This is a genomic window from Halospina sp. K52047b, from assembly GCF_008709855.1.
In the GTDB taxonomy this organism is placed as follows: Bacteria; Pseudomonadota; Gammaproteobacteria; order Pseudomonadales; family Oleiphilaceae; genus Halospina; species Halospina utahensis_B.
Window position 1 is genome coordinate 434,695 of the sequence record NZ_VYJH01000002.1, and the last position, 13,571, is coordinate 448,265.

A 13,571-nucleotide genomic window follows, 5' to 3' on the forward strand; every position below is an offset into this window, starting at 1 on the left:
GCTCTCTTGTCCAGTCGTCAGTTGTTGTTTCCTTCCGGATAGCGCTGCCGGTCGCTCGCGGCATTCAGCCGATCGAGATAGGCGCGCTTTTCCGCCAGTTTCTGTTCCAGGCCACGCGGTTCCGGCTCATAGAAGCGCGTGCCGTGGAGCGCTTCCGGCATGTAGCTCTCACCCGCCGCAAACGCCTCGGGTTCATCATGGGCATAGCGGTATTCCGCGCCATAGCCCTGTTCCTTCATCAGTTTCGTGGGCGCGTTGCGCAGATGCACCGGCACCGGGCGGTCCTGGTCTTTGCGCACCAGGGCCATGCATTCGTTGAACGCCCGATAGACGCCGATGCTCTTGGGCGCCAGCGCCAGGTAGGTCACCACCTGCGCCAGTGTCAGCTCGCCTTCCGGGCTCCCCAGCCGCTCCTGCACCTGCCATCCTTCCATACTCAGGCTCAGGGCCCTGGGGTCGGCGTTACCGATGTCCTCGCTGGCAATGCGCACCAGCCGGCGCGCAATATACAACGGGTCGCAGCCGCCATCCAGCATCCGGCACATCCAATAAAGGGCCGCATCCGGATCAGATCCGCGCACCGACTTGTGCAGCGCGGAGATCTGATCGTAGAAAACATCGCCGCCCTTGTCGAAACGCCGCAGCGACGTCTGCAGCACTTCCCCCAGAACGGCTTCATCAATGACGGGTTTTTCGCCACCCTCATCCCGAGCAAGATCCGCGCCCACCTCGAGGCTGTTGAGTGCCCGCCGCGCATCGCCATCCGCCGCCCGGGCCATCATTCCAAGCACCTCGTCGGACACCGACACCGCCTGGTTGAGCCCATCTTCCGCTTCGAGCGCACGCCGCAGCAGCGCCACAAGATCCGCTTCCTCAAGATCCCGCAGCACGTACACACGCGTGCGTGACAGCAGCGCGCTGTTGAGTTCGAACGACGGGTTCTCGGTGGTAGCGCCCACGAAGATGACGGTGCCTTCCTCGATATGCGGGAGGAAGGCGTCCTGCTGGGACTTGTTGAAACGGTGGACCTCGTCCACGAACAACAGGGTTTCCTGGCCGTTCATCTCCAGCCGTTCCCGGGCCGCATCCACCGCATTCCGGATATCCTTCACCCCAGCGGCCACAGCTGACAGCGTCTCGAAATACGCCGAGGTCTGTTCCGCCAGTAGCCGTGCAAAGGTCGTCTTACCGACGCCCGGCGGGCCCCAGAGGATCATGGAGTGGAGCTGGTTCTCCTCCACGGCACGACGCAGCGGCTTGCCCTCGCCTACCAGGTGCGGCTGGCCGACATAGTCGGTCAGCCCGCGCGGTCGCATACGCGCCGCCAGGGGCTGATGCCGCCCGTTGTCAGTGCCGAACAGCCCCTCCTGCATCAGCGGGCCCCATTGCCTCCGCTGCGGATCACATCCACGTCGTCAGGCGCGTCCAGCTCGAAACGCTCATCGGGAATGGATTCATTGAGAACCACATTGCGGAACTGCAGGTCGCTGCGCTGGTCGAGGGAGTCGTGCAGCTCCATGCCCTGCAACACACCCTCGCTGTCGAACCGCATACTCAGTTCCAGGAAGAGCGTGTCCTTATCCAGCGGTTCCAGAATGAACCGCTCGCCCTTTCTGGTTGTCTCGCGCCGGATCCGGAAGGTTTCCGACAGGTTGCTCACCTCACCGGAGAGAAGCAGGGCCGGTGTTGAGGCAATGCGTTCTTCAAGGGGATAGATGGTTACCTGGCGCAGATCCGGGTCATAGACACGCACCTTCTCCCCGGAAGTCACAATCTTCTGTTCCATGGGCGGATCGGTATGCCAGAAGAAATCGCCGCCGCGCCGGGCGCTCAGCTCACCCGTGGTCTTCTGAAGCCGTTCGCCGTCAGGGCTCTGCACCGTCTGCTGAAAATCCGCCTGATAGCTCCTGTAATCCGAAAGGCGTTTACTGAGCAGCTCTGCGGCATCCTCTGTATCAGCCGATTGACCAAAAGCCGGAAGGGCTGCCAGGCAGAGCATGATCAGTGCAATCGCGGTCCGTCTTGTCATCATCTAGTCTCTCGGTGGCGGGGCAGCAAGCACCTCGCGGGAACCATTCTGGCCGGCGGCGCTGACAACACCCGCCGACTCCATGGCTTCCACCAGGTTGGCCGCCCGGTTGTATCCAATCTTGAATTTGCGCTGCACGGAAGAGATCGAAACCCGGCCACTCTCGGTGACAAAAGCCACAGCCTCGTCAAAGAGCGCATCCTGCTCGCTGTCTTCACCGCCCATAGCGGCGATTCCAGGTACGCTGTCACTGTCTCCGCCGCTGAGCACATCGTCCACGTAGTCCGGCTCACCGCGCTGCTTCCAGGCTTCGACAATCCGGTGAACCTCATCATCATCCACAAAAGCCCCGTGTACCCGCTCGGGATTGCTGGAACCCGGAGGTAGGTAAAGCATGTCGCCATTACCCAGAAGCTGCTCGGCACCGCCCTGGTCCAACACCGTGCGTGAGTCCACCTTGGACTGAACGGAGAACGATGCCCGTGTGGGAATGTTCGCCTTGATCAGGCCAGTGATCACATCCACCGAGGGCCGCTGGGTCGCCAGGATCAGGTGGATGCCGGCCGCCCGCGCCTTCTGGGCGATGCGGGCAATAAGCTCTTCCACCTTCTTGCCCACGATCATCATCATGTCCGCGAACTCATCCACAACCACAACGATGTACGGCAACGGCTCGAGTTCCGGGCGTGCGTCCTCGCTGGGGTCCAGCGCGTTCTGCGGGTTCCAGAGCGGGTCCTTTATGGGTTCGCCGCGCTCCCGGGCGTCCCGCACCTTGCGGTTGTAACCGGCCAGGTTGCGGACACCCTGGGAGGACATCAGCTGGTAGCGCCGTTCCATTTCCGCAACACACCAGCGCAGGGCGTTGGCGGCCTCCTTCATGTCCGTGACCACCGGCGCCAGCAGGTGCGGAATCCCCTCGTAGATCGACAGCTCCAGCATCTTGGGGTCGATCATGATCATGCGCACTTCCTCGGGCGTGGCCTTGAGGAGCATGCTCAGGATCATGGCGTTCACGCCCACGGACTTCCCCGACCCCGTGGTGCCGGCCACCAGCAGGTGTGGCATCTTGCCCAGGTCAGCCACCACGGGCTCACCACCAATGTCGTTGCCCAGCGCCAGAGTGAGAGCGGAACCGGATTTTGAATAGCTGGCCGAGGACAGGATCTCGGACAGCTTCACCATCTCCCGCTCCTCGTTCGGGATCTCGATGCCCACCACAGACTTCCCCGGGATCACTTCCACCACACGGACGCTGTAAACCGCCAGGGCCCGCGCCAGATCCTTCGCCAGATTGGAGATCCGACTGACCTTCACGCCAGCCGCCGGCTTGATCTCGAAGCGGGTGATCACCGGTCCGGGATTGACCTCGACCACTTCCACGGCCACCCCGAAGTCCGCCAGTTTTTCCTCCAGCAGGCGCGACATGTACTGCAGCGAATCCGCTGAATAGCCCTGTTTCTTATGGGGCCCGGGTTCGTCCAGAAGGCTGACTGGGGGCACGGGACTTTGCCCTTTATCAACCACCTTGCCATTACCCCGGCGACCCCGTTTTCCTTTGTCTTTCTTCTGCTCGGACTCTGGCTGCGCCTTGCCTGCCCCTTGGCCCTGGAAGCGTGTGATCGTCACCGCCTGCTGATCGGCTTCCCCGTCGGGTGCCTCATCAACGGTATCCACCACCAGCGGCAGCGACGGCTGCTCCGATTCCACCTCGTCACTCATTACGGGTTCACGCCGCTGCGGTTCCGGCTTTCCGGATACGGCCCGGTCACGCCTGAACCGCTGACCCAGACGCTTCAGAAGGCCCGGCGACGGTTCGTCCACGCGCCGGTTCACGATGGGCGGCTCGGTTTTCTTCGGGGCATCCAGGCGGGCCTGGCGCACTTCGCCCGCTTTCCGGCGCATCCGGCCCAGCCCCCCGCTAACGGCACGGCCGCTCCAGGTCACGCCGCGCCCGAGCATTACAGCACCATGCCCGATACGGTCTATCATGGCGATCCAGGACAGGCCTGTTACCAGCGTCAGCCCGAAAAGCGCTATCGCCCCCAGGATCAGTGTGGTCGCCGGCCTGTTGAGCATGGTAACCAGGGTCATGGCCATCTCGCTGCCAAGCACTCCACCGGAGTCCGGGCCCAACCCAAAGAACGAATACAGCCCGAAAAGGCCGCAGCTGGCGGAAATGAAGAGCACAAAACCACCGGTGCGCAGGAAGAACAACGGCCAGTGGAAATCCGGATAGGTACCGCGATTGCGGTAGAGAACAATGGCGCACCAGCCGGCCAGCATTGGGAAGAGCCAGGCGAGTTCCCCAAAGAAGGTCATCAGCAGGCTTGAGAGCCAGGCGCCACTGCGGCCGGCATAGTTGGTGGCGTCCAGTTCATGCCCGATACTGGCCCAGCCGGGATCGGATGGATTGTGGGAGACCAGCGCCATCACCAGATAGACGCACAGCACAATCAGGGCAATCAGCGCGCCTTCACGCCCTCCCTGGGCCAACAGCTCACGGAAGCGGGTCTGGCCGCGATGAGCTGTCTCCTGCTGCGCCTGTCCGGATTTACCCTGTGCCATAGCGTCCACTTGATCCTTTGCCCCAAGTTAAACATGTAATGGCCTGATTCGCCAGAACATGTCCAAGCGGCAACCATTCGTTCAGCCGCCGGAAAGCGCCCGCTCGAGATCCTCGATCAGGTCCTCGACCGATTCCAGGCCAACGGACAGCCGCACAAGGTTTTCCGTGATACCTCCCCGCTCCTTTTCCTCATCAGACAGCCGTCCATGGGTGGTGGTTGCCGGATGGGTAACCGTGCTCTTGGCATCCCCCAGGTTGGCGGTGATCGAGAACAGGTTGAGGCGGTCAATCAGATGCCACGCCTGCTCACGGCCACCTCTGACCCGGAAGGACACCACGCCGCTGCCGCCACTCTGCTGGTGGCGTGCCAGCTCGTTCTGCGGGTGATCCGGCAGGCCGGCATAGAGAACGGTCTCGATGCCCGGCTGTTCACGCAGCCACTGGGCCACTTTCAGGGCATTGTCGGAATGGGCCTTCATCCGCAGCGACAGGGTTTCCAGCCCCTTGAGGAACACCCAGGCATTGAACGGACTCATGGTCGGGCCAGCCGACCGGATCACACCATGGACCTCTTCCATCAGCTGATTGCTTCCGACCACGGCTCCACCCACGCAACGGCCCTGACCATCCAGGTACTTGGTGGCTGAATGGATGACAATATCCGCCCCATGGCGGAACGGCTGCTGCAGAACGGGCGTGCACAGGCAGTTGTCCACCACCAGCAGCGCCTCATTGCTGTGCGCCAGGGTCGCCAGGGCCTCCATGTCGGCGATTTCCCCCAGGGGGTTGGAAGGGGTCTCGAGAAAGAGCATCCGGGTCTCGGGCCGGATCGCCGCTTCCCACTCCGCCTGGCTGGTCAGGTCCACGAAGGTGGTCTCGATACCGAAACGGGCCATGTACTTCTGCAGCAGAACCGTAGTGGTGCCAAAGACGCCGCGGGAGCACACGATGTGATCCCCCTGCTGGAGCAGGCCCATGAACGTCGCGAGTATCGCGGACATACCCGAGGCTGTGGCTACCCCGCGTTCACCGCCCTCCAGAGCGGCAATGCGGTCCTCAAAGGTGGCGACCGTGGGATTGGTGAACCGGGAATAGATATTGCCCGGCTCATCCCCGGCAAAACGTGCCGCTGCCTGGGCCGCGCTGTTGTAGACAAAGCTGGACGTCGGATACAGGGCTTCGCTGTGCTCAAGTTCCGGCGTCCGCCGCTGACCCGCGCGCACGGCCCGGGTTTCGACCCGTGTGCCGGTCAGATCGGCATGCGGCACCTGCTTGCTGGAATCACTCATGGGTCTACTCGTCGTTATGGATATCGATAACGTCGCTGTCCGCCGTCAGCTCCTTGTTGCGTTCGTTCTTCTTCGCTTCCGAACGCTCTTCTTCCAGGCGCGTCAGGTATTCCTCGGTCACATCCCCGGTGGGGTAATGGCCATTGAACACCGAACAGTCAAACTCGCTGATGGCCTCGTTGCCTTCCCGGGCACACGCCACCAGATCGTCCAGATCCTGGTAGATGAGCCAGTCCGCTCCGATCAGCTCCTCGACCTCTTTTTCGGTCCGGCCATGTGCGATCAGCTCCTTCGCGGCCGGCATGTCGATGCCGTACACATTGGGGTAGCGAACCGGCGGCGCCGCGGAGGCGAAATAGACTTTCCTTGCCCCGGCATCCCGTACCATCTGCACGATTTCCTGGCAGGTTGTGCCGCGCACGATCGAGTCGTCCACCAGCAGCACGTTCTTGCCCTGGAATTCCAGCTCGATGGGGTTGAGCTTCTGGCGTACCGAGCGCTTGCGCATGGTCTGCCCGGGCATGATGAAGGTCCGCCCGATGTAGCGGTTCTTGATCAGCCCCTCCCGGAACTTGACCCCCAGGTCGTAGGCCAGCGGCAACGCTGAGGTGCGGCTGGTGTCGGGGATGGGGATCACCACATCAATGTCATGGTCGGGCATATCGCGCTTGATCTTGCCGGCAAGGGCCTCGCCCATGCGCAGCCGGGACTTGTACACGGAGATGTTGTCGATGATGGAGTCGGGGCGCGCGAAATACACATGCTCGAAGATGCAGGGGTTGAGCTTGGGGGATTCCGCGCACTGCTGGGTGTAGAGACTGCCATCCGTCTCGATGTAGACCGCTTCGCCCGGAGCGATATCCCGGATCAGCTCAAAACCCTGGGAGGCCAGCGCCACGCTTTCAGAGGCGATCATGTATTCCCTGCCTTCGGCCGTCTCGCGTACGCCGAAACAGGCCGGCCGGATGCCATTGGGGTCACGGAATCCCACAATCCCGTAGCCGGTAATCATGGCAATGGCGGCATAGGCGCCCCTGGACCGCCGGTGAACGGTGCGCACCGCGTCAAACACGTCCTCACTGGTCGGATTCAGCTTGCCCTTTTTCTGGAGCTCATGGGCAAAGACGTTGAGCAGAACCTCGGAGTCCGAGTTGGTGTTGATATGCCGCAGGTCGGAGCGGAATACGTCGTTCGCCAGCTCCTCGGTATTGGTCAGGTTGCCGTTGTGCGCGAGGGTTATGCCATAGGGACTGTTGACGTAGAACGGCTGCGCTTCGGCGGAGCTGGAGGTGCCCGCCGTGGGGTAGCGCACATGGCCGATGCCCACATTGCCCACCAGTCGGCGCATATGCCGCGTCCGGAAGACATCCTTGACCAGGCCGTTGTCCTTGCGCAGAAAAAAGCGCTCATTCTCGAAGGTCACGATTCCGGCGGCATCCTGGCCCCGGTGCTGAAGTACAGTCAGTGCATCATAGAGTGACTGGTTGACGTTGGTCGTGCCAACGATGCCAACGATTCCACACATCGGATTGGGTTACTCCGCGGTTGCTGGGGATTGGGATCGGTCTTCCTGCATTTCGATAAGGCGCTTTGCGCCTTCCTGCATGGCCTCTCCGGAGGCGGCACTGGTAGCTTCTGCATCCGGCAGAAGCGCATCGATCTCGTCACCAAGCACATCCCGCGTCCAGGCCTCGACCTTTGCGAGTTCCTGGACGGTGGCCGACTCGCGCCACCAGGTGTCACCAGTGACCGGTGTCATCCGCAGCAGTGCCAGCGCAACCAGCACCACCACCAGACCGCGCGCCAGCCCGAAGAACATGCCCAGGGTTCTGTCGGTGGCACTGAGACCGGTTGCTTCCACCAGACGGCCTAGTGCGTTGTTAACCACAGCACCGACGACCAGTGTGCCCACGAACAGTATGCCGAAAGCCGCGATGAGACGAACCGTGGGATTGCCGACGGTATCCGCCAGCAGCATCTGCATGTTGGGGTGAAAGGTGCGGGCGATCACAAAGGCGCCCACCCAGATCACAAGCGACATGGCTTCCCTGACGAAGCCCCGTTTCAGGCTGATCAGGGTTGAAATGGCGACAATGGCAATAATGACCCAGTCAATCCAGATCAGCGCATCCATCCGGAGGCCCCAGTGCTTTCAGGAAGCGGGCATTCTAGCAGGAATCGGGAAGCCGCCAAACCGGCGTTACTCTTCTCCTTCAACCACCATTGCTTCCAGATTGAACTCGCTCTCGAGCTTCTCCATTGCGGACACTGCTTTCTGTTCATCCACAAAGGGCCCCGCGAATACGCGCGTAAAGGTGCCTTTGTCGTTTTCCACCGTTTCGCTGTGCGCGTCCATCCCCTGATCCCGTACGCTATCACGCAGTTTCAGGGCATTGTCGCGGTTGCTGAAGCTACCGAGGCGTACCAGCCATGCCCCCCTGAGCGCTCCGCTCTCTTCCTGCTCAACCTCGGGAGTGGGCTCAGCCTCGGAAACAGGGTCGGGCTCCGGCTCATCCCTGGTTGCCGTTATCTTCTCATCACGCGCCCCGTCACGCTCGACCTCGCCTTCATCGGCTGTCGGGATCTCAGGCGCCTCTTCGGATTCCGGCATTGCCGGTTCCCGGGGCTGCTCAACCTCAACCGGTTCCATTTCAGGTTCCGGCGGAACCTCCAGAGTCTGTTCCCGGCGAGCCTGATGCGGTTCGTCGAAAAGCATCGGCAGGAAGATCACAGCCAGACTGACAATGATCAGTGCCCCGATAATCCGCTGTTTGAATCCGTCCAAATCCCTGCGCCTCGGTTGTCTTTGGTTCTGCGCGAGTGTAACCGCTTTGATGAGCCCGGGGCCAGTTACGACCCCAGCAAGGCCAGTGCTTCCGAGACCGTCAGGAAGGATCCGAACACCAGAACGCATCCCTCCTTTCCGGCCGCCTCCCGGGCCGAAGCCAGGGCTTCCCGGACCGACGGGAATGTCCGGATCCGGTCATCCGGTATGACTCCGGAAATCCGGTCACTGACCTGCTCCGCGGTCAGCCCGCGCGGTCCCGGAAGCGGGGCCAGGTGCCAACCGTCAATCACGCCGGCAAGGGTACCCGAAACGCCCTGAATGTCCTTGTCGCCCATTGCGCCATAGACGGCCTGCACCGGTTTCTCCGGAATATCGCTCAGGCGCTGGGCCAGCCAGCGTGCCGCCTGGGGATTGTGCCCGACGTCCAGGATCACCGGCGGCGCACCTTCCAGCCTCTGGAATCGCCCGGGCGGTGCGGGAGCTTCGCGGAGGGTTGCCAACAAGCCGGAATCCGCCTCGAATCCGAGAATGCCATAGGCCTCCAGAGCCGTCTGCTGGGAGGCCGCGAGCCCTCCCTCGCCATCCTCGCCACCGAAATCCCGACCGCGTATGCGCAGCGGGATCCCCTGGGCGGCCGCCTGATCCGTCACGGAGGAAGGCGGATCCGGATCACCGAACAGCGCTGGCCGCCCCGCCCGCAGGATACCGGCTTTTTCATAGCCGATCTGTTCCCGGTCATTACCCAGCCACTGGGTATGATCCAGGTCCACGCCCGTAATGATGGACAGTACGGGGTCCGCCACATTCACCGCGTCCAGGCGTCCGCCCAGGCCCACCTCCAGGAGCGGATACGCCACTCCCGCCTCCTGGAAGAGCCAGAACGCCGCCAGGGTCGTGAACTCGAAATAGGTCAGTGGCACATTGCGGCGCGCCCGCTCCACGGCCGCCATGGCCCTGCAGATGGCCTCATCCGTGGCTTCCTCACCGTCGATGCGGATGCGCTCGTTGAAGCAACGGATATGGGGTGAAGTGTAAGCGCCGGTGCTGTCTCCCCCGGCGCGGAGCAGGGATTCCAGGGCTGCAAGGGTGCTGCCCTTGCCATTGGTGCCCCCGATGATCACCACCTGACCGGGCAGGCCTTCCGGCATGAGACGCCGGTAGACGATCATTACCCGGTCAAGGCCAAGCTCCATCTCGCTGGCATGCAATGATTCGAGGTACGCCAGCCAGTCATCCAGGCTGGCATCACTCCGCAGCATTGGCGTCCCCGCTGCCCTCCTCTTCGGGCAGCTGCTCAGCAAGCGGCTCGTGTTCATCCTCCGGCGGCTGCTCGCGACGCTGCAGCTTGGCCAGAACATGGGCGATGCGATCACGCATATCGTGCCGGGAAACGATCATGTCGATCGCCCCGTGCTCGATCAGGAACTCACTGCGCTGGAACCCTTCGGGGAGCTTCTCCCGAACCGTCTGTTCAATCACCCGCGGCCCCGCAAAGCCCACCAGGGCATAGGGTTCGGCGATGTTGAGATCCCCCAGCATCCCGAGGCTCGCGGAAACGCCGCCAAAGACCGGGTCGGTCAGTACCGAGATGAAGGGGATACCCTTCTCGCGCATGCGCTGCAGCGCTGCCGCGGTCTTGGCCATCTGCATCAGGGACAGGATCGCCTCCTGCATGCGCGCCCCACCACTGGCCGCGAAGCACACCAGGGGCACGTTCTCCTCAATACAGAAGTTCACCGCGCGGACGAATTTCTCGCCCACCACCTGCCCCATGGAGCCACCCAGAAACTGGAATTCGAAGGCTACAGCCACCACCGGCACGTACTGAACGGTGCCAGCCATGGCCACCAGGGCATCCTTTTCGCCAGTACTCTTCTGAGCCTGGCTCAGACGATCCTTGTAGCGCTTGGTGTCCTTGAACTTGAGGCGATCCACCGGTTCCAGATCCGCCGCGAGCTCCCGGCTGTCTGTGCCGTCAAAAAAGATCTCGAGACGGCGACGGGCATTGATCCGGATGTGGTGCTCGCACTTCGGGCAGACGTTAAGGTTGCGATCCAGTTCCGGGCGGTACAGAAACCCGTTGCACTTGGGGCACTTCTTCCAGAGCCCTTCGGGAACCGTGGAACGCTGTTGTGCGTCCGAACGGATCATCCCAGGCATGATCTTATCGAGCCAGCTGCTCATGAACTGTCCTCCGGCTCAGGGTGTATCAAGGCTGTCCCGCAGGGGCTTCACCAGGGATTTCAACGCCTGGTGCAGTGAATCACCGCCCTCGGGATGCCGGCCAATGCAGTCAACAATAACACTACCCACGATAATAGCATCCGAAACCCGTCCTATGGCGCCCGCTGTTTCCGCATCCCGGATTCCGAAACCGACGCCCACTGGCAGCTCCGTGAGTTCCCGGATGTGGGCAACCCGTTCCTCCACTGCCCCGGCATCAATACTGGCTGAGCCGGTGACGCCCTTGAGCGAGACGTAATAGACGTAGCCGCTGCTGTGTTCTCCCATGCGCCGGATGCGTTCATCCGAAGTAGTGGGCGAGATCAGGAAGATCAGATCCAGACCCTGGGCACGGAACCACGGCACAACCTCCCCGGCCTCTTCGGGCGGCAGGTCCACCATCAGGACACCATCCACACCGGCCTGTGCGGCGTTTTCCGCAAACGCCTCGTAACCCATGGCTTCCACCGGATTCAGGTAGCCCATGAGCACCACAGGGGTTTCCGTATCCGTCTCGCGGAACCGGCGCACGACCTCCAGCACATCACGGCTGGTACAGCCGTTTGCCAGGGCCCGTTCACAGGCCCGCTGGATGACCGGGCCGTCCGCCATGGGATCGGAGAACGGCACCCCGAGTTCGATGAGATCCGCACCGGATGCCACCAGGCTGTGCATGATGCGGAGGGTTTCACCGGTATTCGGATCCCCGGCAGTGATATAGGGAATCAAGCCCTTGCGACCCTGCTCGCCCAGGGCCGTGAGTCTCTGTTCGATTCGGCTCATGGGTCAGCGCCCCTCCACTTCGATGTTGTCCATGCGGGCGACGGTATCCATATCCTTGTCGCCACGACCCGAAAGGTTGATGACAATGGACTGGTCCGGGCGCATCTGGGGCGCCAGCTTGATGGCCCAGGCAATGGCATGAGCGGTTTCGAGCGCGGGCATGATGCCCTCCACCGCCGTCAATCGCCGGAACCCATCCATCGCTTCGTCATCCGTCACCGATACATAGTTCACACGCCCGATGTCCTTGAGCCAGGAGTGTTCGGGCCCTACGCCAGGATAGTCCAGCCCCGCGGACACAGAATGGGTTCCGGAGATCTGGCCGTACTCGTCTTCCATCAGGTAGGTCCGGTTACCATGCAGCACTCCGGGCCTGCCAGCGCTCAGCGGCGCCGCATGCTGACCGGATTCGATGCCGTACCCGCCGGCTTCCACCCCGTACATGGCCACTGATTCGTCACCCAGGAAGGGATGGAAGAGACCGATCGCATTCGAGCCGCCGCCGACACAGGCCACCAGCGCGTCCGGCAGTGCCCCGTTCTTTTCCAGGCATTGCTGTCGGGTTTCACGGCCGATCACTGACTGGAAATCACGCACCATCATCGGATAGGGATGCGGGCCCGCCACCGTGCCGATGATGTAGAAGGTGTCATCGACATTGGTGACCCAGTCCCGGAGTGCCTCGTTCATGGCATCCTTTAGAGTCCTTGTGCCGCCTTCGACCGCTTCAACCTCGGCCCCGAGAAGCTTCATGCGGTAGACGTTGACAGCCTGCCGGCGCACATCCTCGGCGCCCATATAGATCTTGCATTTGAGACCAAGCCTTGCTGCCACTGTTGCCGTGGCAACACCGTGCTGACCCGCGCCCGTTTCCGCGATCACGCGCGGTTTCCCCAGGAACTTCGCCAGCAGTGCCTGCCCAATGGTGTTATTCACCTTGTGCGCACCGGTATGACAGAGGTCCTCGCGCTTGAGCCATATGGAAGCACCGCCCAGCTCACTGCTCAGTCGATCCGCGTGGTACAGGGGGGTGGGTCTTCCCACATAATCCGCCAGATCGCTGTTGAACCGGGCGAGGAAATCGGGGTCCTCACGCAGCCGCCGGTATTCACTTTCCAGATGTTCCAGTGAGTCGATCAGGGTCTCGGAGACAAAGCGGCCCCCGTAGGCGCCGAAATGGCCCCGCGCGTCCGGACTATCCTTGATCTGTTGTTCAGTCAGTTTCATGGGTCAGGGTAACCTCCCGGACGAATTCATTGATGCGCTGGGAACTCTTGATACCCGGCGCCGACTCGACACCGCCGCTGACATCCACAGCCCAGGGGCGGACACGGCGCACCGCCTCACCCACATTATCCGGCGTCAGACCACCGGCCAGAATCAGGGGCAGTTTCCGTGTCTCCGGCAGCCAATCCCAGTTGAAGGTTTTGCCGGTACCGCCGTAGCGGTCCTCACTGTAAGCGTCGGCAAGCAGGCCGAACGCTCTATAATAGGTACTCTCGGCTGCGGCAACCACCCGGGAATCCCGAACCCTGACCGCGCGGATCCATGGGTGCCCGAACCCCGAGCAGAATTCGGCTGATTCATCCCCGTGGAACTGCAGCAGATCCAGCGGCACTTTTGACAGCGCCTCCCGGACCAGCGACTCAGAGGCATTCACAAAAAGCCCCACTGTGGTCACGAACGGGGGCAGCGCCGCGCGGATCCGTTGAGCCTGTTCCAAGGTGACATGACGCGGACTCCCAGGGTGGAAGACCAGCCCGATGGCATCCACGCCAGCCTGCGCCGCTGCTACGGCGTCCTCTTCGCGGGTGATGCCGCAGATCTTGATTCGGGTGCGTGGCAAGACCACCTCCTGCGCCAAAACGCACAGGATAGCGCCCGCGGCCCCAC

General features: G+C 62.3%; 12 protein-coding genes. All 12 read right to left on the minus strand.

Annotation, left to right across the window (positions count from 1 at the left end; all coding sequences use genetic code 11):
• Nucleotides 1-17: 17 nt before the first annotated feature.
• The 12 genes from F3089_RS04440 to F3089_RS04495 all read right to left on the minus strand — a co-directional run bounded on the left by F3089_RS04440 (nucleotide 18) and on the right by F3089_RS04495 (nucleotide 13,524).
• Nucleotides 18-1,373, minus strand: coding sequence for a replication-associated recombination protein A (locus F3089_RS04440; protein ID WP_151439621.1), 1,356 nt, complete (start codon nucleotides 1,371-1,373; stop codon nucleotides 18-20).
• Nucleotides 1,373-2,032, minus strand: coding sequence for an outer membrane lipoprotein periplasmic chaperone LolA (gene lolA, locus F3089_RS04445; RefSeq protein ID WP_151439622.1), 660 nt, complete (start codon nucleotides 2,030-2,032; stop codon nucleotides 1,373-1,375). The genes F3089_RS04440 and lolA overlap by 1 nt, the downstream gene beginning before the upstream one ends.
• Nucleotides 2,033-4,594 carry a DNA translocase FtsK gene (locus F3089_RS04450; RefSeq protein WP_151439623.1) on the minus strand — a complete coding sequence of 854 codons (2,562 nt, stop codon included), beginning with the start codon at nucleotides 4,592-4,594 and terminating at the stop codon, nucleotides 2,033-2,035.
• Between the two features lie 81 nt (nucleotides 4,595-4,675).
• Complete coding sequence (locus F3089_RS04455; protein WP_151439624.1) at nucleotides 4,676-5,884, minus strand: O-succinylhomoserine sulfhydrylase; 1,209 nt, start codon at nucleotides 5,882-5,884, stop codon at nucleotides 4,676-4,678.
• A 4-nt stretch (nucleotides 5,885-5,888) separates the two neighbouring features.
• Nucleotides 5,889-7,409 (minus strand): amidophosphoribosyltransferase, encoded by a 1,521-nt coding sequence (gene purF / locus F3089_RS04460; RefSeq protein ID WP_151439625.1) that lies wholly within the window; start codon nucleotides 7,407-7,409, stop codon nucleotides 5,889-5,891.
• Between the two features lie 9 nt (nucleotides 7,410-7,418).
• Nucleotides 7,419-8,018, minus strand: a complete 600-nt coding sequence (locus F3089_RS04465) for a CvpA family protein (RefSeq protein ID WP_095616740.1) — start codon at nucleotides 8,016-8,018, stop codon at nucleotides 7,419-7,421.
• A gap of 66 nt (nucleotides 8,019-8,084) precedes the next feature.
• Nucleotides 8,085-8,669, minus strand: coding sequence for an SPOR domain-containing protein (locus F3089_RS04470; protein WP_151439626.1), 585 nt, complete (start codon nucleotides 8,667-8,669; stop codon nucleotides 8,085-8,087).
• A 65-nt stretch (nucleotides 8,670-8,734) separates the two neighbouring features.
• Nucleotides 8,735-9,931, minus strand: a complete 1,197-nt coding sequence (locus F3089_RS04475; protein WP_151439627.1) for a bifunctional folylpolyglutamate synthase/dihydrofolate synthase — start codon at nucleotides 9,929-9,931, stop codon at nucleotides 8,735-8,737.
• Complete coding sequence (gene accD, locus F3089_RS04480) at nucleotides 9,918-10,856, minus strand: acetyl-CoA carboxylase, carboxyltransferase subunit beta (protein ID WP_151439628.1); 939 nt, start codon at nucleotides 10,854-10,856, stop codon at nucleotides 9,918-9,920. The genes F3089_RS04475 and accD overlap by 14 nt, the downstream gene beginning before the upstream one ends.
• 15 nt (nucleotides 10,857-10,871) lie before the next feature.
• Nucleotides 10,872-11,678: a tryptophan synthase subunit alpha gene (trpA, locus tag F3089_RS04485; protein WP_151439629.1), complete on the minus strand. Its 807-nt coding sequence runs from the start codon at nucleotides 11,676-11,678 to the stop codon at nucleotides 10,872-10,874.
• Nucleotides 11,679-11,681: 3 nt separating this feature from the next.
• On the minus strand, nucleotides 11,682-12,905 hold the full coding sequence (trpB, locus tag F3089_RS04490; protein ID WP_151439630.1) for a tryptophan synthase subunit beta: 1,224 nt from the start codon (nucleotides 12,903-12,905) through the stop codon (nucleotides 11,682-11,684).
• A complete protein-coding gene (locus F3089_RS04495; protein ID WP_151439631.1) occupies nucleotides 12,892-13,524 on the minus strand; it encodes a phosphoribosylanthranilate isomerase in 633 nt (210 codons plus the stop codon). Before F3089_RS04495 ends, trpB begins: the two co-directional genes overlap by 14 nt.
• Between the last annotated feature and the right edge of the window lie 47 nt (nucleotides 13,525-13,571).

Coding starts and splice junctions, on each gene's coding strand:
- trpB (WP_151439630.1), bottom strand. CDS start 12,905: ATGAAACTGACTGAACAACAGATCAAGGATAGTCCGGACGCGCGGGGC.
- F3089_RS04440 (WP_151439621.1), bottom strand. CDS start 1,373: ATGCAGGAGGGGCTGTTCGGCACTGACAACGGGCGGCATCAGCCCCTG.
- F3089_RS04475 (WP_151439627.1), bottom strand. CDS start 9,931: ATGCTGCGGAGTGATGCCAGCCTGGATGACTGGCTGGCGTACCTCGAA.
- accD (WP_151439628.1), bottom strand. CDS start 10,856: ATGAGCAGCTGGCTCGATAAGATCATGCCTGGGATGATCCGTTCGGAC.
- F3089_RS04450 (WP_151439623.1), bottom strand. CDS start 4,594: ATGGCACAGGGTAAATCCGGACAGGCGCAGCAGGAGACAGCTCATCGC.
- trpA (WP_151439629.1), bottom strand. CDS start 11,678: ATGAGCCGAATCGAACAGAGACTCACGGCCCTGGGCGAGCAGGGTCGC.
- F3089_RS04465 (WP_095616740.1), bottom strand. CDS start 8,018: ATGGATGCGCTGATCTGGATTGACTGGGTCATTATTGCCATTGTCGCC.
- purF (WP_151439625.1), bottom strand. CDS start 7,409: ATGTGTGGAATCGTTGGCATCGTTGGCACGACCAACGTCAACCAGTCA.
- F3089_RS04455 (WP_151439624.1), bottom strand. CDS start 5,884: ATGAGTGATTCCAGCAAGCAGGTGCCGCATGCCGATCTGACCGGCACA.
- lolA (WP_151439622.1), bottom strand. CDS start 2,032: ATGATGACAAGACGGACCGCGATTGCACTGATCATGCTCTGCCTGGCA.